This window comes from Prauserella cavernicola (assembly GCF_016595675.1).
In the GTDB taxonomy this organism is placed as follows: Bacteria; Actinomycetota; Actinomycetes; order Mycobacteriales; family Pseudonocardiaceae; genus Prauserella_A; species Prauserella_A cavernicola.
Genome location: NZ_JAENJH010000012.1, coordinates 55,993 through 74,249 on the forward strand (window position 1 = coordinate 55,993; position 18,257 = coordinate 74,249).

18 protein-coding genes are annotated in these 18,257 nt (G+C 72.0%); 9 read left to right on the forward strand and 9 right to left on the reverse strand.

The genetic code is table 11. From position 1 onward, the window contains the following. Positions 1 to 3: 3 nt before the first annotated feature. Positions 4 to 333 carry a DUF6204 family protein gene (locus JHE00_RS31390; protein ID WP_200325203.1) on the reverse strand — a complete coding sequence of 110 codons (330 nt, stop codon included), beginning with the start codon at positions 331 to 333 and terminating at the stop codon, positions 4 to 6. An 82-nt stretch (positions 334 to 415) separates the two neighbouring features. On the opposite strand from JHE00_RS31390, the gene JHE00_RS31395 reads away from it, so the two are divergent. Both JHE00_RS31395 and JHE00_RS31400 read left to right on the forward strand, forming a co-directional pair. Beyond that, positions 416 to 886, forward strand: coding sequence for a GNAT family N-acetyltransferase (locus JHE00_RS31395; protein ID WP_372440520.1), 471 nt, complete (start codon positions 416 to 418; stop codon positions 884 to 886). Between the two features lie 99 nt (positions 887 to 985). After that, positions 986 to 1,423, forward strand: coding sequence for a DoxX family protein (locus JHE00_RS31400; protein ID WP_200325207.1), 438 nt, complete (start codon positions 986 to 988; stop codon positions 1,421 to 1,423). A gap of 39 nt (positions 1,424 to 1,462) precedes the next feature. Here JHE00_RS31400 and JHE00_RS31405 read toward each other — a convergent pair whose 3' ends face one another. From JHE00_RS31405 to JHE00_RS31415, 3 genes are read right to left on the reverse strand one after another with little or no spacing between them, the layout of a single operon-like run. Then, a complete protein-coding gene (locus JHE00_RS31405) occupies positions 1,463 to 2,176 on the reverse strand; it encodes a TIGR03089 family protein (protein WP_200325209.1) in 714 nt (237 codons plus the stop codon). A gap of 14 nt (positions 2,177 to 2,190) precedes the next feature. Beyond that, complete coding sequence (locus JHE00_RS31410; protein ID WP_200325211.1) at positions 2,191 to 3,462, reverse strand: LCP family protein; 1,272 nt, start codon at positions 3,460 to 3,462, stop codon at positions 2,191 to 2,193. Positions 3,463 to 3,503: 41 nt separating this feature from the next. After that, complete coding sequence (locus tag JHE00_RS31415; protein WP_200325213.1) at positions 3,504 to 5,078, reverse strand: LCP family protein; 1,575 nt, start codon at positions 5,076 to 5,078, stop codon at positions 3,504 to 3,506. A gap of 155 nt (positions 5,079 to 5,233) precedes the next feature. Between JHE00_RS31415 and rfbB the strand changes: the two genes are divergently transcribed. Both rfbB and rfbD read left to right on the forward strand, forming a co-directional pair. After that, positions 5,234 to 6,226 (forward strand): dTDP-glucose 4,6-dehydratase, encoded by a 993-nt coding sequence (gene rfbB / locus JHE00_RS31420; RefSeq protein ID WP_200325216.1) that lies wholly within the window; start codon positions 5,234 to 5,236, stop codon positions 6,224 to 6,226. Between the two features lie 6 nt (positions 6,227 to 6,232). Further along, positions 6,233 to 7,156 (forward strand): dTDP-4-dehydrorhamnose reductase, encoded by a 924-nt coding sequence (gene rfbD, locus JHE00_RS31425; protein WP_200325218.1) that lies wholly within the window; start codon positions 6,233 to 6,235, stop codon positions 7,154 to 7,156. Here the strand turns inward: rfbD and JHE00_RS31430 are convergent. From JHE00_RS31430 to JHE00_RS31440, 3 genes are read right to left on the reverse strand one after another with little or no spacing between them, the layout of a single operon-like run. Beyond that, complete coding sequence (locus JHE00_RS31430) at positions 7,135 to 8,217, reverse strand: glycosyltransferase family 4 protein (RefSeq protein ID WP_200325220.1); 1,083 nt, start codon at positions 8,215 to 8,217, stop codon at positions 7,135 to 7,137. The genes rfbD and JHE00_RS31430 overlap by 22 nt on opposite strands. Then, positions 8,210 to 10,711, reverse strand: a complete 2,502-nt coding sequence (locus JHE00_RS31435) for a glycosyltransferase (RefSeq protein ID WP_200325222.1) — start codon at positions 10,709 to 10,711, stop codon at positions 8,210 to 8,212. The genes JHE00_RS31430 and JHE00_RS31435 overlap by 8 nt, the downstream gene beginning before the upstream one ends. A gap of 32 nt (positions 10,712 to 10,743) precedes the next feature. Further along, the gene (locus JHE00_RS31440) at positions 10,744 to 11,652 is read right to left on the reverse strand and encodes a glycosyltransferase family 2 protein (RefSeq protein ID WP_200325224.1); all 909 of its coding nucleotides are present in this window, start codon (positions 11,650 to 11,652) and stop codon (positions 10,744 to 10,746) included. 17 nt (positions 11,653 to 11,669) lie between these two features. Between JHE00_RS31440 and JHE00_RS31445 the strand changes: the two genes are divergently transcribed. The 3 genes from JHE00_RS31445 (at position 11,670) to JHE00_RS31455 (ending at position 14,865) form a co-directional block, all read left to right on the forward strand. Further along, positions 11,670 to 12,776, forward strand: a complete 1,107-nt coding sequence (locus JHE00_RS31445) for a glycosyltransferase family 4 protein (RefSeq protein ID WP_200325226.1) — start codon at positions 11,670 to 11,672, stop codon at positions 12,774 to 12,776. A 24-nt stretch (positions 12,777 to 12,800) separates the two neighbouring features. Further along, a complete protein-coding gene (locus tag JHE00_RS31450; RefSeq protein ID WP_200325515.1) occupies positions 12,801 to 13,934 on the forward strand; it encodes a glycosyltransferase family 4 protein in 1,134 nt (377 codons plus the stop codon). A 67-nt stretch (positions 13,935 to 14,001) separates the two neighbouring features. After that, on the forward strand, positions 14,002 to 14,865 hold the full coding sequence (locus JHE00_RS31455; protein ID WP_200325228.1) for a glycosyltransferase family 2 protein: 864 nt from the start codon (positions 14,002 to 14,004) through the stop codon (positions 14,863 to 14,865). A gap of 72 nt (positions 14,866 to 14,937) precedes the next feature. Here JHE00_RS31455 and JHE00_RS31460 read toward each other — a convergent pair whose 3' ends face one another. Next, positions 14,938 to 15,291, reverse strand: coding sequence for a hypothetical protein (locus JHE00_RS31460; protein WP_200325230.1), 354 nt, complete (start codon positions 15,289 to 15,291; stop codon positions 14,938 to 14,940). Between the two features lie 147 nt (positions 15,292 to 15,438). Here JHE00_RS31460 and manB point away from each other — a divergent pair, with 147 nt between their 5' ends. Beyond that, positions 15,439 to 16,518, forward strand: coding sequence for a mannose-1-phosphate guanylyltransferase (gene manB / locus JHE00_RS31465; RefSeq protein ID WP_200325232.1), 1,080 nt, complete (start codon positions 15,439 to 15,441; stop codon positions 16,516 to 16,518). After that, positions 16,511 to 17,422 carry a DNA-3-methyladenine glycosylase family protein gene (locus JHE00_RS31470; protein ID WP_200325234.1) on the forward strand — a complete coding sequence of 304 codons (912 nt, stop codon included), beginning with the start codon at positions 16,511 to 16,513 and terminating at the stop codon, positions 17,420 to 17,422. The genes manB and JHE00_RS31470 overlap by 8 nt, the downstream gene beginning before the upstream one ends. On the opposite strand, the gene JHE00_RS31475 is transcribed toward JHE00_RS31470, so the two are convergent. After that, on the reverse strand, positions 17,407 to 18,105 hold the full coding sequence (locus JHE00_RS31475) for a GntR family transcriptional regulator (RefSeq protein ID WP_200325236.1): 699 nt from the start codon (positions 18,103 to 18,105) through the stop codon (positions 17,407 to 17,409). The genes JHE00_RS31470 and JHE00_RS31475 overlap by 16 nt on opposite strands. Positions 18,106 to 18,257: the final 152 nt, after the last annotated feature.

Genomic DNA, 18,257 nt, shown 5'->3' on the forward strand with positions numbered 1-18,257 from the left:
AGTTCAGCGACTGCGGATCTTGATGTCGTCCTGGTTCGTCGCGGTGGTGGTCAGCTCGCCGTGCGGGTAGCCCGCCGCCGCCAGCGTCTCGATGGCCGCGAGTTCGCCCTCGTCGGCGGCGTCGCGCTCCTCGCGTTCGCCCGCGGGCACCGACACCTCGATGCGGAAGGTGAACGGCCGCAGCGATCGGTCGTAGGTCAGCGTCCCCTCACGGGTGAAGCCGCTGCGCAGGAGGCTGTGCTCGTCGGCCTCGGCGCGCAGGCGTGCCCTGGTGTCGTCGGACAGCCCGGCGAAGGTGCCGCGCACGAGCACGCGGTAGGTCCGGTCCAGCATGGCAAACCGTAGCGCCGGAAACCGGTCTGGACCACTGGATTTCGCTCGCGCCCGCACGGCGGCGCGTGCCAGGATCGTGGCCGTGACAACGCTGCAGGTCAGCCGGGTTCCGGTGGATGATGCCGAGGCCGCGGGGATCCTGCGTGCCTACTTCGCCGACATCGCGGGCCGCTACTACGGCAGGCCCGCCACCGACGCCGAGCTCGACGAGGCGATGACGGAGGACCCGAGCGACGGCCTCGGCGTGCTGCTGCTCGCCCGGATCGACGGTCGCACCGTGGCGTGCGCGGGGCTGCGGCCGCATCGCGACGGTTTCGCCGAACTCAAGCGGTTGTACGTGCTGCCCGGTTTTCGTGGTCGCGGGATCGCCGCGGGGCTGCTGGCCGAGGTCGAGCGCATCGCGCGCGAGCAGGGCGCATCCGTCATCCGGCTGGACACGCGTGGCGACCTGGTGGAGGCGCGCGGTCTCTACGCCAAGCACGGTTACCGCGAGATTCCCGCCTACAACGCGGAGCCCTACGCGCAGCACTGGTTCGAGAAAAGGCTTCGATGACCCGTTACCGGAGCGGTGAGGTTCTTTCCGTCCGCTTTACCTGACGCGGTTACGATCACCCAGTAGTTGAATGTTCCACTATAAGGGGGCTTGATCGGCATGTTCAGTCGGATCCAGGACGTCGCGGCGCTCGTCGGCCGTGTCGCCATCGGCGTGGTGTTCCTCGCACACGGACTCGACAAGTGGGAGACGGGAATCGGCGGCACCGCGGACATGGTCGGGTCGATGGGCATCCCGCTGCCGACGGTGACCGCTGTCTTCCTGATCGCGGTGGAGGTCATCGGCTCGATCTTGTTCATCGCCGGGCTCGCGCTGCCGCTCGTCGGCATCGGTTACGCCATCACCGGCCTCGGCGCGGTCTTCTACGTGCACCTCGACAACGGGCTGCTCGGCGAGGGCGGCTACGAACTGGTGCTGGTGCTCGCGCTCGCCGGACTCGCCCTCGGCTTCAACGGCGGCAGGCTCTCGATCGACCACCTGGTCTTCGGTCGCAAGCGCGCGGCGAACAAAGCCGACGCCGAGCTCCAGACCGCCTGACGACCGGCGCCGGTCCTGCTCAGCGTCGAGCAGGACCGATCACGTCAGCTCCACGGTGGTGCGCTCGGCCTCCCGGTGCGCGGCCAGCTTGTCCGGCACGGAACCGGTGACCTGCACCAGGTGCGCACCCACCGACAGCGGTGCCAGCAGCGCGTCGAGCACGCCGTCGGCCAGTGTCCACTCCCTGGTGGACAGCACCCGATCGCCCCCACCGATCCCGAGTTCGCCCGCCCGCGCACGGGCCTGGGCGAGAACCTCGTCGACCGTCGAGCCCAGCAGCGCGGGCGTATCACCCGCGATGGGCAGCAGCGGCGAGAAGTCGTCGCCGGAGAGCCGGGCCTCCGACAGGTAGTCCAGCGCACCGGACGGCGTCGCGCCGCCGAGTCCACGGCCGAGCGGGTCGAGCGCGACGACCGCCGTGGTCTCCGCCTCGCCCACCTGGTCCGCGGCACCGTCGGGACCCACGAACGCCACGCGCGCCCCGGCCGCGCCGGCCACCACGTGCGCCCCGCACCACCACGTGCCCAGCAACACCCCGGCCGTCTGCCAGTGGGCGGGCAGGTCCACGGCGACGGCGTCGCCCTCCTCCACGTCGAGCTCCTCGACCAGCCAGTTCGCGGTCTTGGCCGCCCAGTTCACGAGGGTGGCGACCGACAGCTCGATCCGGCTGCCCAGCGCGTCGTCGTAGTGCGTCACCACCGGGCGGGCGGAGGACGACAGCAGGGGCCGGAGAAGGTGCTCGGTGAGACTCACGGCCACGACTGTAACTAGTTCACGCAGGGCGCCGTGGCCCGCATCGGCGCTGCGGCAGGCGCCGATCCACCGCCCGAAGGCTGCTGCTGATCCCGCTTCGCCAGGTCGTCGACGAAGCCGCGCACCTCGCCGAGATCGACGGTGACGATGCTCTGCCCGTCCTGGCTGCGCGCGCCGACCTGCTCGACCGGGATCGTCACGAACTCCATGTCGCCGTTGGCGATTCCCTTTGCCTGCTCGGCGAAACCGAGCAGGTTGAGGCCGGGGTCGAGCACGAGCGAGCGGCGCAGCGTCTCGGTGAGCTGGCCCAGCCGCTCCGAGTTGGTGAGCGTGCCGGCCGAGAGCACCTGGTTCAGCGCAGAGGAGAGGAACACCTGCTGGCGGACGATCCGGTCGAGGTCACCCCTCGGGAGGTTCTTGCGCTGCCGCACGAACGACAGCGCCTCGCCGCCCGAGACCACCTGCGGGCCCGCGGCGAAGTCGGCGCCCGAGTCCTTGTCGACGGTGGGGGCGTTGAGACACACCTCGACGCCCCCGAGCGACTCGGTGAGCAGGTAGAAGCCGAGCAGGTTGATCTCGGCGTAGTGGTCGATGCGGACCTGGGTGAAGTCCTGGACCGTCCGGACCAGCGCCCGGCGGCCCGCCTGGTCGGAGTCGCGCTCGACCCGCGCGTGGTCGGTCATGCCCTCGGCGCGCAGCCGCTGCGACTCGGCGACCTTCGCGGCACCGTAGGCCGAGTTGATCTTTCCCTTGCCGCCCTGCGGGACGTCGACCCACGTGTCGCGGGGGATGGAGATGCCGGTGGGCTTCCCACCGTTCTTGGGGATGCGCAGCACGATCAGGGTGTCGGTGTTGACGCCGGCTTTGTCCTCGGTGCGCAGCTCCTTGAGCATCGACAGCGGCAGCGGGTTGCCCTGCATGTCGTTTCGGGAGTCGGCCCCGACGAGCAGGATGTCGGTGGCGCCGTCGTCCTGCGGCGGAGGGGGAGGGGTGTCCGGGTCCTCGTCGTCGACGTTCTGCTGCAGCGCATCGGTGGTCTGCACGTTGTCCTGCAGGTCGTCCAGCGTGGTGTAGGCGTAGCCGGTGGCGGCGAGCGCGACCACCGACAACAGGGCTACCACAGTCCGGACCGTCCCCCTGCCGACCGCCCGCAGTCTGCTGCGGCGTGGCGGCGCGGGGGCGGGACGGGGACGGGGGTACGGCGTCGGAACCGGACGGGCCACCGCCTCGTCGGCAGGCTCCTTCGCCTCCGGTTCCCCACCCTCGCGCTCGTCGCGCTCGTCCACGCTGGCTCCTCCCCACCCCGCGTGCGATCCGAACGATCAGTTTAGTTGACGCAGGGCACTCCACCGGCCGTTATCGGTTCCTCGGCCGGGTCATCCTCGGAGGTCTGCTCCTGGCTCGTGGTGGTGGGTTCGGAGTACTGCCGCGCGTGGCCCGTGAAGCTGGCCGGCCGCGCCTCGACCGACGAGCCGTACTGGAAGTCGGTGCCGAACAGCACCTGCAGCTGACCACTCGGCACCGTGTCGTCGGGCTCGGCGGCGACCTCGCCGCCGAGTGCCTGCTTCAGTAGCTCGGCACCCACCTCGTCGCCCGGCGCGTACCGCACCACGGTGGCGGTCTGCGGGTCCATTGTGGCCGAACTCTCGCCGAGGAAACCGTTGTCCTGCAACTTGTCCCGCATCTCTTCACCGAGACCGGGGTCGCCGGAGGCGTTGTAGATCTCAACGGTGTAGTTCTCGGCCCCCTCGATGGTGGTAGGCGCCGCGGACCCGTTCGGGCCTGCCTCGTCGTCCTCGTAGCCGACGAGGCCGTCGACGAACTTCCTGACCTCGTCGACGTCGATCTCGAGCGCCAGCGCGGCGCCGAACCGCGCGTTGCCCACCACAGGAATGGTGCGGAACTCGACGTTGCCGCCGCTGAGGTTGCGCATCTGCGCCGCGAACTGCAACAGGTCCCAGTCCTGGGAGAGCACCACCGAGCGCTGCACCGCGCCAACCACGTCACCGATCTTGCCGGGGTTGAACAGCGTGTCGGGGGAGAGCATCTTGCGGACCAGCCCGGAGAGGAACGCCTGCTGCCGCGCGATGCGGTCGAGGTCGCCGTTGGGCAGCCCGTAGCGCTGCCGCACGAACGCGAGCGCCTGCACGCCCTCGATCGTCTGCGCGCCCGCGCGCAGGTTGACGCCGGACTTCCGCTCGCGCACCGGCTCGTTCAGGCACACCTCGACGCCGCCGAGCGCCTTGGTGACCTCGTAGAAGCTGGCCAGGTTCACCTCGGCGTAGCGGTCGATGAGTCCCGGCTTGTCGAGCAGCTGCTCGATGGTGGCGATCAGGTTCTTGCGGCCGGCGACCTTGGCCTGCTCGTCGATCTCCTCGAGGTCGGTCTCGCCCTCGTTCTGCAGCGTGCTGAACGTGTCGTTGTAGGCGTAGACGAACGCGCTGTTGAGCTTGTGGGTGCCGTAGCCGCCCGCCAGTTCCACCCAGGTGTCGCGGGGGAACGAGATGGCGGTGGCGCGAGTGCCGTCCTGGGGGATGTGCACCAGGATCATCGTGTCCGTCTGGCGCTCGCCCGTCGCCTCGCCGGCGTGCAGCCGGTCGAGCACCTCCTGCGGCAGCGGGTTGCCCTGAGCGTCGGTGCGGCTGTCCTGGCCGACGAGCAGGATGTCGATGGCTCCGTCGAGTGGTTCGGCCTGAGGGTCGACGTCGGAGCCGAAGACGTCGGTGGTGGTGACACCGTCGTTCACGCCGCCGATGAACTGCCACAGGTACCAGGTCAGAGCCAGCACAGTGACAGAGAGCAGCGAGACGACGACCTTGCCACCGCGCAGCGCGAGCGTGCCCACCCGTCCCCTGCGGTGCACCGTGGGCGCCTCGACCGGTCCCCGCGGCCAGCCGGTCACGTGCGCTCCTCCCCGTCAGTCCCGCAGTCAACCCTACTGATGCGGACGTGAGAGGGACGTTCAAATCCGAAACGTTGCCCGGATGTTGCCTTCGCTCGCACCGGCGCCGTGGCACACTGCCCGGACGAGCCATGGGGGAACACGGGAGGCAAAGCATGCGGGTCCTGGTCACGGGCGGTGCCGGGTTCATCGGTTCGCACTTCGTGCGGCAGGCGCTCTCCGGGGCGTATCCGGCGCTGCGGGACGCCGAAATCGTGGTGCTCGACAAGCTGACGTACGCGGGTAGCGAGACGAATCTCACGCCTGTCGCCGACAGCGATCGGCTGCGCTTCGTCCGTGGCGACATCTGCGATCCCGCCACCGTCACCGAGGTGATGCGGGGCGTCGACCTCGTCGTGCACTTCGCGGCCGAGTCGCATGTGGACCGTTCCATCCTCGGCGCCGCGGACTTCGTGCTCACCAACGTGCTCGGCACGCAGACGTTGCTGCAGGCCGCCTACGACGCGGGTGTGGGCAAGTTCGTGCACGTCTCCACCGACGAGGTCTACGGCTCGATCGCCGAGGGCTCGTGGACGGAGGAGCACATCCTCGAGCCGAACTCGCCCTATTCGGCGTCGAAGGCGTCGTCGGATCTGCTCGCGCGCTCTTTTCACCGCACCTACGGCCTGCCGGTGTGCGTCACGCGGTGCTCGAACAACTACGGGCCGTACCAGTTCCCCGAGAAGGTCATCCCGCTGTTCGTCACCAACCTGCTCGACGGCCTGCAGGTGCCGCTCTACGGCGACGGGCTCAACGTGCGCGACTGGTTGCACGTGGACGACCACTGCCACGGGATCCAGTTGGTGGCCGAGCACGGCAGGGCGGGCGAGATCTACAACATCGGCGGTGGCACGGAACTCACCAACCGGGAGCTGACGGAGCGGCTGCTGGCCGCCGTCGGCGTCGGCTGGGAGATGGTGCAGCCGGTCGAGGACCGCAAGGGACACGACCGCCGATACTCGGTCGACATCACGAAGATCAGCACGGAGCTCGGCTACCGGCCGCGCGTCGACTTCGCCACCGGCCTCACCGACACGGTGCGCTGGTACACGGAGAACCGCGTGTGGTGGGAACAGCTCAAGGGGCGCGCCGCGCTCACGGAAAGGTGATCAGGTTTGGCGAAACTGGCTCTGCTCGTGCCCGGGGGTTCCGGGCAGCTCGGGCGTGATCTGGCCGCGCTCACGAGCGATGACGTCGACGTGCGGGCTCCCGGCTCCGCGGCGCTGGACGTGACACAGACGGGTGCGGTCGTCGAGGCCGTCACCGACCTTGCCTCGCGTGCCAGGGAGGCGGGCAGCTTCCCCGTCGTGGTCAACGCCGCCGCGTACACGGCCGTGGACGCCGCCGAGGAGGACGAGGCGAGGGCGTTCGCCGTGAACGCCGACGGTCCGAGGGTCCTCGCGGCGGTGTGCTCCTCGCGCAGGGTTCCGCTCGTGCACGTCTCCACCGACTACGTCTTCGCCGGCGACGGGGACCGCCCGTACGAGCCGGACTCGCCGCTCGGCCCGCACAGCGCCTACGGCCGCACCAAGGCCGCTGGCGAGGACGCCGTGCTCGGCTCCGGCGCCAGCGCGTGGATCGTGCGTACGGCCTGGGCCTACGGCGCGACCGGCGCGAACTTCGTGAAAACCATGGCACGGCTGGAAAGCGAGCGCGAGACGTTGTCCGTTGTGGACGACCAGCGTGGCTCGCCGACGTGGTCGGCCGACCTCGCCGCGGGCCTGGTCGAACTGGCCGGCCGCATCGCCGAGGACCGAGGGCCCGAGCGCAGTGTGCTGCACTGCACCGGCGGCGGAGACACGACGTGGCACGGCTTCGCGCGGGCGATCTTCGAGGAGCTGGGCGCCGATCCGGACAGGGTGCACCCGTGCTCCACCGACGAGTTCCCCCGGCCCGCGCCGCGGCCGGCCTACTCGGTCCTGTCGAACGAGGCGTGGAGCGAGTCGGGACTCACCCCGCTGCGCCCGTGGCGAGAGGCGCTGCACGCCTTCGTCGCCGCGCACCGCGAGGCGCTGCGTCAGCCCACCGCCCGGCGGTAGGCGGCGACGGTCGCCTGGGCGCAGCGCCGCCAGGTGAAGCTGGCCGCGTGCGCCCTGCGCGCGGCGGCCGTCGACGCCGCGTCGGGTTCGTCCACCGCGGCACGCAGCTCTCCGGTCAGGCCCTCCACATCGCCGTAGCCCACGAGGTGGGCGAGCCCGGCCGAGACCTCCCGCAGCGCGGGCACGTCGGTGCACACCACCGGCACGTCGCACGCCATCGCCTCCAGCACCGGCAGGCCGAAGCCCTCGTCGCGCGAGGGCAGCACCAGTGCCGACGCCCCGGCCACCACACGCTGCAGGTCCAGATCGGACAGATAGCCGACGTGCTGTGTGCGCTCGGCGGCGGGAAACGTGCCGGGTCCCGCGAACACCAGCGGCGGCAGGTCCGGGTCGGCGGCGTGCGCCTCGAGCAGCCAGCGCAGTCCCTTGCGCGGTCCCGGCGCCCCGGCGAAGAGCAGGTACCTGCCAGGCAGGCCGAGTCGCTCGCTGAGCTGCTGGCTCGGCGGGCGGGCCGCGAACCAGCCCGCGTCGACGCCCAGCGGGGTCACGTCGATCTTGGCGCGGTCGACGTCGAGCCGCTCGGCCACCCGGTCGGCGACCGCGGCGGTGGGCGTGCAGATCACGTCGGCGCGGGCAGCGCCGCGCCGCACCAGTTCGGGCAGCTCGGCATCGCTCGGCGGCAGCTCGTCCGGTGCGTCGAAGAACGCGAGGTCGTGGATGGTGAGCACCCCGGCCGCGCGGTACGTGCGCGGCAGTACGAAGTTGGTGCCGTGCACGACGTCGGTGGCTCCGGCGAACAGCTCCACCGGGGGGAACGTCGAGCGCAGCCACGCCTTGCGCAGCAGCCGCGCGGCGACCGGCATCCCCCTCGCCCGCACGCCGTGCGGCAGCACCGAACGCAGCTTTCGCCAGCCCCGCAACGTGAACGCCACCGCGCGGGTGTCCACACCGGACAGCGACGCGAGCTCCTCGGACAGCGAGGCGGTGTAGCGGCCGATCCCCGTGCGGTCTCCCAGCAGCGGGGTGCCGTCGAGCAGCACGCGCAGGTCCTTGCTAGCCACGGCGCAGACCCCGCCTGGCCAGCTTCTTCACTCGGCCGCCCGCGCGCCGCGCGAGCTCGGTGGGACCTCCCGCGGTGAGGTACTCCTTCACCAGCGCCAGGTCGCGGCGCACCAGTTCCGCGCCGCGCACCGGATCCGCCACGGTCAGGTCGGCGGCGCCCGGCAGCCGGTCGGCGGCGGGACGCGGGTCGCGGCAGAACTCCACGAGCGGCTCCAGCACCACCGGCCACGTGTAGCGGCGCGCGACCTGCTCGATGCGCTCCCGGCAGCCCTGCGCGAACTCGGTGTCGTAGAGGCAGCGCTCCAGCGCGTCGGCCAGTGCCTCGCTGTCCTCGGGCGGCACCACCACGCCGAGACGTTCCTCGCGCACCAGGTCGGCGAAGGCGTCGCCGTCGGTGGTGACGATGGGCAGCCCCGACCACAGGTAGTCGAGCACCCGGGTGCGGAACGCGAAGGTGGTCTCGACGTGCTCGAAGTGGGTGGTGACTCCGCAGTCGGCGTCGAGCAGCCAGTTCTGCCGCTCGTCGTAGGGCACCCACTGCTCGTTGAAGAACACGTGCTTGCCGGTGAGCCCGAGCGAGTCGGCCAGCCGGATGGTCCGCGCGCCGATGTCCATCTCGGCGACCTCCGGGTTCGGGTGGCGCATGCCGAGGAACACCAGCCGCACATCGGCGCGCGTCGTGCTCAGGCGCTCGATCGCGCGCACGAGCGTGAGCGGGTCGAACCAGCTGTAGACCCCGCCCGCCCACAGCACCACGTGGTCGGTCTCGGCGATGCCGTCGAGCGAGGCTCGCAGGCCGGGCCCGGTGCGCTGCGGCGGCCTCGGCGACAGGCCGAACGGCACCACCGACAGCAGTGACCGGGTGGTGGGGTCGGCGTCGTAGAGACGCGGGGTGAGCCTGCCCATCGCGGCGAGGTGGCCCAGCCAGAAGTGCCGCTGCCGCTGCGAGGCGCACAGGAAGAAGTCGCCGCGCTCCAGCTGCGCGTCGAGCACCTTCGTGACGCCGACGAGGTCGGCCGCGCGTTTGTCGTCGGGCGTCTCCTTGCCCTGCTCGAGCAGTTCGAGGTGCATCGGGTCGTACAGGTCGCACACCACGATCTTGTGGGCGTGCTCGTTCTTGAGCGCGGGAGCCAGCTCCAGCACGTGCCCCTGCAGGATCACGATGTCGGCCCACTCGACGGGCTCGGCGAGGTCGCGCCTGCGGGCCGCGCTGACCGCGAACGGCGCCGGCGGCGGGTCGGCGAGCGGGTTGACGGTGACGAGCCTGACCTCGTGCTCGCCGGAGAGCACCTCGGCGATGTTCCACGCCCTGATGGCGGGGCCCGCCATGCGCTCGGTGATCGCGTCGCCGGTGATCACCAGGACCCTGCGGCGCTTGCCGAACGACTTCTCGATGCCGAACGCCGACACCAGGATGTCGTGCGCCGCGAGGTAGCGCGGCAGCGGGTACGCGGGCTCGAGTGCGTTGCGCAGCAACGGAAGCAGGTCGGCGTCGGTACGCACGCGAGCGGCCTGCTCGGTCTCCCTGGCCTCGGCGAGCGAGGGCAGCAGCTCCACGAACTGGTCGACGGCGAGCACCCCGGCGAGCGCGCTCCTCGGCACGGGGACCGGCTCGGTCTCGGCGGGGCCGACGCCACGCTGGAGGTCCAGCTGCGTGGCGTCGAGCTCGCCGCGCGCGGTGGCGCGGCGGACGGTGAGCGCGAGCGCGGCGGGCAGGGCGGTGGCCAGCGTCTCGGCGGAGAGGTTCTTGTAGAGCGCGCAGAGTGCGTTGCGCTCCAGCAGGAACGTCTCCCGGCCGCTGTCCGGTGTGTCCACTTCGGACATCGTGCCGTGGTGGTGGTGGTAGGACAGCGACTCCGGCACGTACCGCACCCGCCAGCCGCGCAGGTTCAGCCGCCAGCCCAGGTCGACGTCCTCGTAGAACATGAAGAAGCGCTCGTCGAAGCCGCCCAGTTCGGCGAACACGCTCGCGCGCACGAACATGGCCGAGCCCGTGGCGAACAGCACGTCCTTGGCGGTGTCGTGCTCGCGGGCGGGCACGTCGGCGATGGGCGAGCCCGCGTGCCGCTTGTAGCCCATGCCGAACCAGGTGAGCCCGCCGTCGACGAAGTCGGTGCCGGTGCCCTCCCAGTCGAGGACCTTGCTGGCCACGGCGGCCACACCGGGCTCGTCGCGCAGCGCCGACACGGCCGCGTCGACCCAGCCGGGAGCGGGGCGGGCGTCGTTGTTGAGGAACGCGAGCACGGTGCCCTCGGCCTGCCGCGCGCCGAGGTTGCAGCCGCCGGCGAAGCCGAGGTTCTCGCCGGACTCGATCAGGCGCACGTCCGGCACGGCGGCGCGGATGCGGGCGGCGTCGTCGCCGGGTGAGGCGTTGTCGACGCAGATGATCTCGAGCCGTGGGTAGTCGTGCTCGCCGAGAGCGCGCAGGCACGTGATGGTGTCGTCGGCGCCGCGGTAGTTGACCACGACCACCGAGACCAGCGGCTGTACCAAGGTTGCGCTCCTCGCGTCTACTTGGTCAGAGCCTATCGGCCTGCCCAGCGCCGCCAGAGGACGCCTCGCGCCACCACCGAGCGCCCGCCGACGCCCCGGCGGGCCAGCAGCGCGGCGGGCAGCCGCGCCGCCACCTCGGCGAGGACGCGGCAGCGGAGTCCGAGGCGGAAGTTCGCCGCGTCCGGCACGTCGCGGCGCAGCGGAAGCACCGCGGTCAGCGCCGCGAAGCGCGCCAACTCGCGGGCTGCCACGCTCGCGGGAGCGCAGCGGACGAGCATGAGCAGCCGGTTGCGCTCGTTCCAGCGGTGGAACAGGGGCGAGCCGGGCCGGGTGCTCGCGCCGTGCCGGTGCCGGGCGACGGCGTCCTTCGCCACCACGAGGTCCCAGCCGGCGAGCCGCAGCCGCCACGCGGTGTCGGTGTCCTCGTAGTAGCAGAAGAAGGCCGAGGGCACCGAGCCCGCGGCCCGCAGTGCCCCGGTGCGCAGCAGCGCGGCACCGCCGCAGAAGCCGAACGACTCGGCGTGCTCGGTCAGGTCGGCGCCGTGGCCGTCGGCGGTCAGCCGCACGCCGAGCGACTGTGGCGTGCCGTCGGGGTACTCCAGCCGCGAGGCGACCGCGGCGACACCGGGCGACATGGCGTCCTCCAGCGCGGCCAGCCAGCCCGGCTCCGGCGCGGCGTCGTCGTTGAGCCAGGCCACGTACTCGGTGTCCACAGCGGACAAGGCGGCCGCGAGTCCGCCCGCGTAGCCCGCGTTGCGCGGCAGCCGCAGTACCTCGGGTGCCGACGGGTGCTCGGCGAGCAGGCGTGCCGACCCGTCGTCGGAGGCGTTGTCGACCACCAGGGTCCGGTGTGGACGATCCTGCGCCGCGAGGGCGTCGAGGCAGTCGGTGAGGTGCGCCGCGCCACGCCAGGTGACGACGACGACGGTGGTTGCGGGCACGCGGGCAGAATAGCGGCGTGCGTGAACTCGTCGTGCTCGCCGAGCAGCTGCTCGCGCCCGTGCCGGGTGGCACGGGCCGCTACACGGCCGAGCTGCTGCGTGCTCTGGCGACCACGGTGCCGGAAGGCTGGGCGCTCACCAGCGCCGTGGCCAGGCACTCCGACGTCGAGCGCGCCAGGCTCGATGGCGTGCCGGGCCCGAGGGTGCTGCCCCTGCCGCGGCGGGCGCTGATCGCGGCCTGGCAGCTCGGGCTGCCGCTGTGGCCGGGCGGGTCGGCGGTGCACGCGCCCACCCCGCTGGCGCCGCCGAGAACACCTCGGGGCCGCACGCTCTCGGTGACGGTGCACGACACCGTGCCGTGGACCCATCCCGAGACCCTGACCCCGCGCGGCGTCGCGTGGCACATCTCGGCCATCACCAGGGCAGCGGCCACCGCCACCGCGCTCGTCGTGCCCACGCGCGCGGTCGCGCGCGAGCTGGCCGAGCACGTACCCGGCGCCGACGGTGCCCACGTGATCGGACACGGCGTCACCGAGCTGCCCGCACCGGCGCCGCTGGAGCTGCCGCCCCGCTACGTGCTCGCGGTCGGCACGCTCGAACCGCGCAAGGGCATCGACGTGCTCGTCCGGGCCGTGGCCGGGCTCGACGAACCGCTGCTGCTCGCGGGCCAGCCCGGCTGGGGTGAGCTCGACCCGGTCCGGCTCGGCGAGCGGGCCGGGCTGCGTCCCGGCCAGGTCAGGGTGCTCGGCAGGCTGACCGACGCCGAGCTCGCCGCCGCGCTGCGCGGCGCGACCGTGCTCGCCGCGCCGAGTCTCGCCGAGGGCTTCGGGCTGCCCGTGCTCGAGGCCATGGCCGCAGGGGTACCGGTCGTGCACTCCGATGCGCCCGCCCTCGTGGAGGTCGCCGGGGGAGCGGGCCGCAGTGTGCCGCGCGGCGACGCCGACGCGCTGACCGCGGCGCTGCGCGAGGTGCTCGGCTCGGCGAATCTCGCCCGTGAGCTGGGGAAGGCCGGCCGGGCCAGAGCGGCCGCGTTCTCGTGGCGAGCGGCCGCCGAGGCCATCTGGTCACTGCATAGTGGGGCGAGTTCGTCGGATCCTGTCCGCTCGGAGTACGGGGGGCCGTAGTCTGCACGGGTGGCAGAACCACACGTGCTGATCGACGCCACGGCCGTGCCGGCCGATCGTGGTGGCGTTGGACGGTACGTCGATTCGCTCGTCGCCGCGCTCGACGAGGCCGGTTCGAACCTCACCGTCGTGTGCCAGCCCCGCGACGCCGAGCTGTACGCGGGCCTCGCGCCCCGCTCCCGGATCGTCAGCGCCGCCGAGTCGACGGCCACCAGGACCGCGCGGCTGACCTGGGAACAGACCACCCTGCCGAGGCTCGTCCGCAGACTCGGCGTCGACGTGGTCCACTCGCCGCACTACACGATGCCGCTCGGGAGCAGGGCGGCCTCGGTCGTCACGCTGCACGACGCGACGTTCTTCACCGACGCCGTGCTGCACTCGTCGGTGAAGGCGCGCTTCTTCCGGGCATGGACCGTGGCCGCGCTGCGCAGGGCCTCGCTGTGCGTGGTGCCCAGCGCCGCGACCGCGGAGGAGCTCACCCGCGTCACGCGGACCCGCACCGCCGAGGTCGAGATCATCCAGCACGGAGTGGACACCGACCGGTTCCACCCGCCCGCGCCGGAGGAGACGCAGGCCGCGCGTGACGCTGTCGGGCTCGGCGACACGCCCTACGTCGCGTTCCTCGGCGCGCTCGAACCCCGCAAGAACGTGCCCGCGTTGATCAGGGGCTTCGCGCTCGCGGTCGCCGACCGGCCCGATCCGCCCGCGCTCGTCCTCGCCGGCCAGCCCGGCTGGGACCGGCAGGTGGAGAACGCGCTCGACGCCGTGCCCCACCGGCTGCGGGTGATCCGCGCCGGATATCTGCCCTTCGGCACACTCGCCGGGTTCCTCGGCGGCGCCGAGCTCGTCGCCTACCCCAGCCTCGGCGAGGGCTTCGGCCTGCCGGTGCTGGAGGCGATGGCGTCGGGGGCGTGCGTGCTCACCACGCGCAGGCTCGCGCTGCCCGAGGTCGGCGGCGACGCCGTGGCCTACTGCGGGGTCGGAGCGGGCGACGTGGCCGCGGCCCTCGGCGACCTGCTGGACGACCCGACGCGCAGGGCCACGCTCGCCGAGGCCGCACAGCGCAGGGCCAAGGAGTTCTCCTGGGAGACCAGCGCCGAGGGCCACCAGCTGGCCTACGACAAGGCCTGGCACCTGCACCGCACCCGCGAATCCTGACGAGCCGGGACGCTCCGCCGCCGGAGGCGAGGAGAGCCATCCGGCGTGCCGGGTGCACAATGGCCGCGTGACCGAGCCGAAGACGTACGGCGACGGCGTCGCCGTGGTGACAGTGACGTACTCGCCGGGGGAGACGCTGGAACGCTTCCTCGACACGCTCGCCAAGGCGACCGACCGGGACGTGCGGGTCGTGCTGGCCGACAACGGCTCCGTCGACGGCGCGCCGGAGCGGGCCGCCGAGCGCGAGAACGTGCAGCTGCTCAGCACCGGCGAGAACCTCGGCTACGGCACCGCGGCCAACCGGGGCGTCGCCGAACTCGACGACGGCTACGGCTGGGTCGTCGTGGCCAACCCCGACCTCGAGTGGGACCCGGGTTCGCTCGACGAGCTGCTCGACGTCGCGAAGCGCTGGCCGCGCGGCGGGGCGTTCGGACCGCTGATCCGCGAGCCCGACGGCACCGTCTACCCGTCGGCCCGGCTGCTGCCCGAGCTCAGGCGCGGGATCGGGCACGCGGTCTTCGGCAAGGTGTGGCGCTCCAACCCGTGGACGCGCGCGTACCGCCAGGAGAAGGGCGCGCCGACCGAGCGGGTCGCGGGCTGGCTGTCCGGTTCGTGCCTGCTCCTGCGGCGGGAGGCGTTCGACTCGATCGACGGGTTCGACCCGCGCTACTTCATGTACTTCGAGGACGTCGACCTCGGCGACCGGCTCGGCCGCGCGGGCTGGCACAACGTCTACGCGCCCTCCGCCGCGGTGATGCACATCGGCGGACAGGCGACGTCCAAGGCGTCGGCGAAGATGCTCGCCGCACACCACGACAGCGCCTACCGCTACCTCTCCGACCGTCGCAAGGGCGTGCTGTGGAAGCCCGTGCTCATGGCGATCCGAGCCGGGCTCGCGGTGCGGCTGCGCCTGGAGACCCGTCGCGGCTGAGTCCGCGTCCCCGACACGACGAAGGCCGTCCTCACCTCGCGGTGGGGACGGCCTTCGCTGTCGATGGGGGACCTACAGGCCCTCGAGCCTGCGGGCCATCGTGGACTGGGCCTGCTTCGTCCGTGTGGTCGGGACCAATCCGCTGATCTCGGTCTCCTCCGGGCCTGCGTCCTCGGCCTCCGGCGCGTCGAGCCGCGACGTCGGCTGGGAGTCGGCCAGGTGGGAGTCGCTGCTCTGGATGAACGCCGCCGAGAGCTTCGTGGTCGTGTCCGGGTCCTCTTCCGTGTCGAGCCACTGGACGACTGACGCCGGGATCTGCTGCGTGTTCGCGGCATCCATCGGCGACGTCATGTTGTCCGGTGTCACCACGCCGTCGCGCGCCTGGGCGCGGATCAGTACGGCATCAGCCCGATCGCGGGGATCCATGCCCTCGCCTCCCCGATACTTCACCGAGGCCCTCTCTCGCCGGGGCCGCCGCGTTGCTGTCTAGGGTAGGGCCTCCGGCCACGGACCGTTAGAGTTTCCCCCGGTTTGTCGCCGGATGATCACCAAAGGGAAAGGGAAGGTGCCCGGATGACCTCCGTGACCGGAGCAGATGCCGTGGTGCTGGTCGGTGGCAAGGGCACTCGCCTGCGCCCGCTCACGCTCTCCGCGCCGAAACCGATGCTCCCGACGGCCGGTGTGCCCTTCCTGTCCCACCTGCTCTCCCGCATCCGCGAGGCCGGGATGACGCACGTGGTGCTCGGCACGTCGTACCGCGCCGAGGTGTTCGAGGACTACTTCGGCGACGGCTCCTCGCTGGGCCTGGAGATCGAGTACGTCGTGGAGGACGAACCGCTCGACACCGGCGGCGCCATCCGCAACGTCGCCGACCGGCTCCGAGCCGACGACGTGGTGATCTTCAACGGCGACATCCTCTCCGGCGCCGATCTCGGCGCGCTCGTCGCGACCCACCGCGAGGCAGAGGCCGACGTCACTCTGCACCTGCAGCGCGTCGACGACCCGAGCCGGTTCGGCTCCGTGCCCACCGACGCCGACGGCAGGGTCACCGCGTTCCTGGAGAAGACCCCGGATCCGCCGACCGACCAGATCAACGCCGGGTGCTACGTGTTCCGCCGCGAGGTGGTCGAGTCCATTCCCGCCGGCCGCCCGGTCTCGGTGGAGCGCGAGACGTTCCCGGGGTTGTTGTCGGCCGGGGCGCGCGTGCACGGCTTCGTCGACAGTTCGTACTGGCTCGACGTCGGCACGCCCGAGGCGTTCGTGCGCGGGTCGGCCGACCTGGTGCGCGGGCTCGCGCCGACGTCGGCGCTGCCGGGCCCGACCGGTGAGGTGCTGCGGCTCGACGGCGCGAGCGTCGCCGACGGCGCCGTCGTGTGCGGTGGCACGACGCTCGGCGCGGGTGCCGTCGTCGGCGAGGGCGCGAGGGTCGAGGGATCGGTGCTCTTCGACGGCGCGCGGGTGGATGATGGTGCCGTGGTGGAGGGTTCGGTGCTGGGCTCCGGCGCATGCGTGGGAGCCGGTGCGGTGCTGCGCGGCGTGGTGCTCGGTGACGGCGCCTCGGTCGGCGACGGCTGCGAGCTGCTCGACGGCGTACGGGTGTGGCCGGAGGCGGTGCTTCCGTCCGGTTCGATCCGGTTCTCGAGCGATGCCTGAGCGGTTCCGCCGCTGGGAACCCGGGTTTCCCGTCGAGGTCTCCTCGGCGGTCGCTCCGCTGCGGCGCGGCTCGGGTGATCCGTGCCTGCGCCGGGACGAGGCGGGCAGGCTGTGGCTCACCGCCAACACCGAGGGCGGCCCTGGCACGCTCGTGTTCGTGCGCCGCGCCGACGGCGCCATCGAGGCGAAGGCCTGGGGCGGCGGTGCGGAGGTCCTGCTCGACGGATTGCCCGCCCTGCTCGGAGCCGACGATGACGACGCGGGCTTCGTCGCCCACCACGACGCCGTCGCCGCGTCCAGGCGGCAGCGTCCGCTGCTGCGACTCGGCGCGACGGGCCGCGTGTGGGACGTGCTGATCCCCGCGGTGCTGGAGCAGAAGGTCACCGGCATCGAGGCCAGGCGCTCGTGGCGCGAGTTGTGCCGCCGCTTCGGCGAGCCCGCGCCGGGACCCGTTCCGGCCGGGATGCGCCTTCCGCCGACGCCGGAGGCCATTCGCTCCATCGTGGACTGGAACTGGCACAGGGCGGGCGTTGATCTGAGCAGGCGCGCGGCACTGATCGCCGCCGCGAGCGTGGCGCACCGGCTCGAACGAGCGGTGGAACTGCGTGGTGCCGAGGGCCGGGCGTGGCTGCGGAAGGTGCCGGGCATCGGTGTGTGGACGGCGGCCGAGGTCGCGCAGCGCGCGTGGGGCGATCCGGACGCGGTGAGCTTCGGCGACTTCCACATCCCGGCCGTCGTCGGCCACGCGCTGGTGGGCAGGGCGCTCGACGACGAGGGCCTGCAGTCCGTGCTCGCCCCGTACGCGCCGCAGCGGCAGCGTGCTGTGCGCTACGTGGAGGCCGCCGGGTTCTCCCGGCCGCGGTTCGGACCCCGGTATCCGGTCAGGGACTACCGCGCGATCTGACGGAACCCCTCGAGCAACTGGCTCTCGGCGAGGTCGAGGTAGGCCTCGAGGCTCTTCTCGGCCTTGGCGAACTGGCGATTGGTCAGCAGGTCGGCGATGTTGCGGTTGAGCTCGATGTAGGGCTCGTGGAACTCCCTCGGCCGCGCCATCACGTGGAAGCCCAGGCGCAGCTCGGCCACGACCTGGCGCATGATCTCGTCCACGCGCGGGCTGCCGATCAGCGCGGTGAGCGCCTGGTGGAAGCGGATGTTGGCGGTGCCGACGTCGAGCCACCGCTGCTGCGGAGCGGCCTGTTCGGCCACGGCGACCTCGGCGTCGATCGCGGCGATCAGCTCGGGACGGGCCTTGCGCCCCGACCGGATTGCGCTGGTCTCGATGACGCGCCGGGTGCGGTAGAGGTCCACGATGTCGTCGGCGTCGAGCACGCGGACGAACACGCCGCGGTGGAACTCGTGCACCAGCAGCCGTTCGTGGACGAGCAGGCGGAACGCCTCGCGAAGGGTGTTGCGCGAGACCGACAACGCCTTGCCCGCGCTCTCCTCCGACAGGCGGGTACCCGGGGGCATCGCGCCCTCGATGATGCGCTGGCGCAGCAAATCGGCGACGCGTTCGGCCGTGCTCGTGCGGTCGAGCAACGTGCGATCGCCCGCGAGTAGCTCCACCCACGGGTCAGTGGCGGCCATGACCCCTCCATGTTCGTGTGACCGCAGCTTAACAAAACGAAGTAGGACAAGACTCTTGCAGGATTGTTGAACAACTCGTACCTTCTCTGAAACACCGGACCCGGGATGGGAGGCCGTTCATGGCCGACGAAGCCAGCTCGCCCACCAGCGAA

What these genes read in the sequence shown, in the direction of transcription:
- JHE00_RS31390 (WP_200325203.1), bottom strand. Translation starts at nt 333, where the DNA reads ATGCTGGACCGGACCTACCGCGTGCTCGTGCGCGGCACCTTCGCCGGG.
- JHE00_RS31400 (WP_200325207.1), top strand. Translation starts at nt 986, where the DNA reads ATGTTCAGTCGGATCCAGGACGTCGCGGCGCTCGTCGGCCGTGTCGCC.
- rfbB (WP_200325216.1), top strand. Translation starts at nt 5,234, where the DNA reads ATGCGGGTCCTGGTCACGGGCGGTGCCGGGTTCATCGGTTCGCACTTC.
- JHE00_RS31460 (WP_200325230.1), bottom strand. Translation starts at nt 15,291, where the DNA reads ATGGATCCCCGCGATCGGGCTGATGCCGTACTGATCCGCGCCCAGGCG.
- manB (WP_200325232.1), top strand. Translation starts at nt 15,439, where the DNA reads ATGACCTCCGTGACCGGAGCAGATGCCGTGGTGCTGGTCGGTGGCAAG.
- JHE00_RS31470 (WP_200325234.1), top strand. Translation starts at nt 16,511, where the DNA reads ATGCCTGAGCGGTTCCGCCGCTGGGAACCCGGGTTTCCCGTCGAGGTC.
- JHE00_RS31475 (WP_200325236.1), bottom strand. Translation starts at nt 18,105, where the DNA reads ATGGCCGCCACTGACCCGTGGGTGGAGCTACTCGCGGGCGATCGCACG.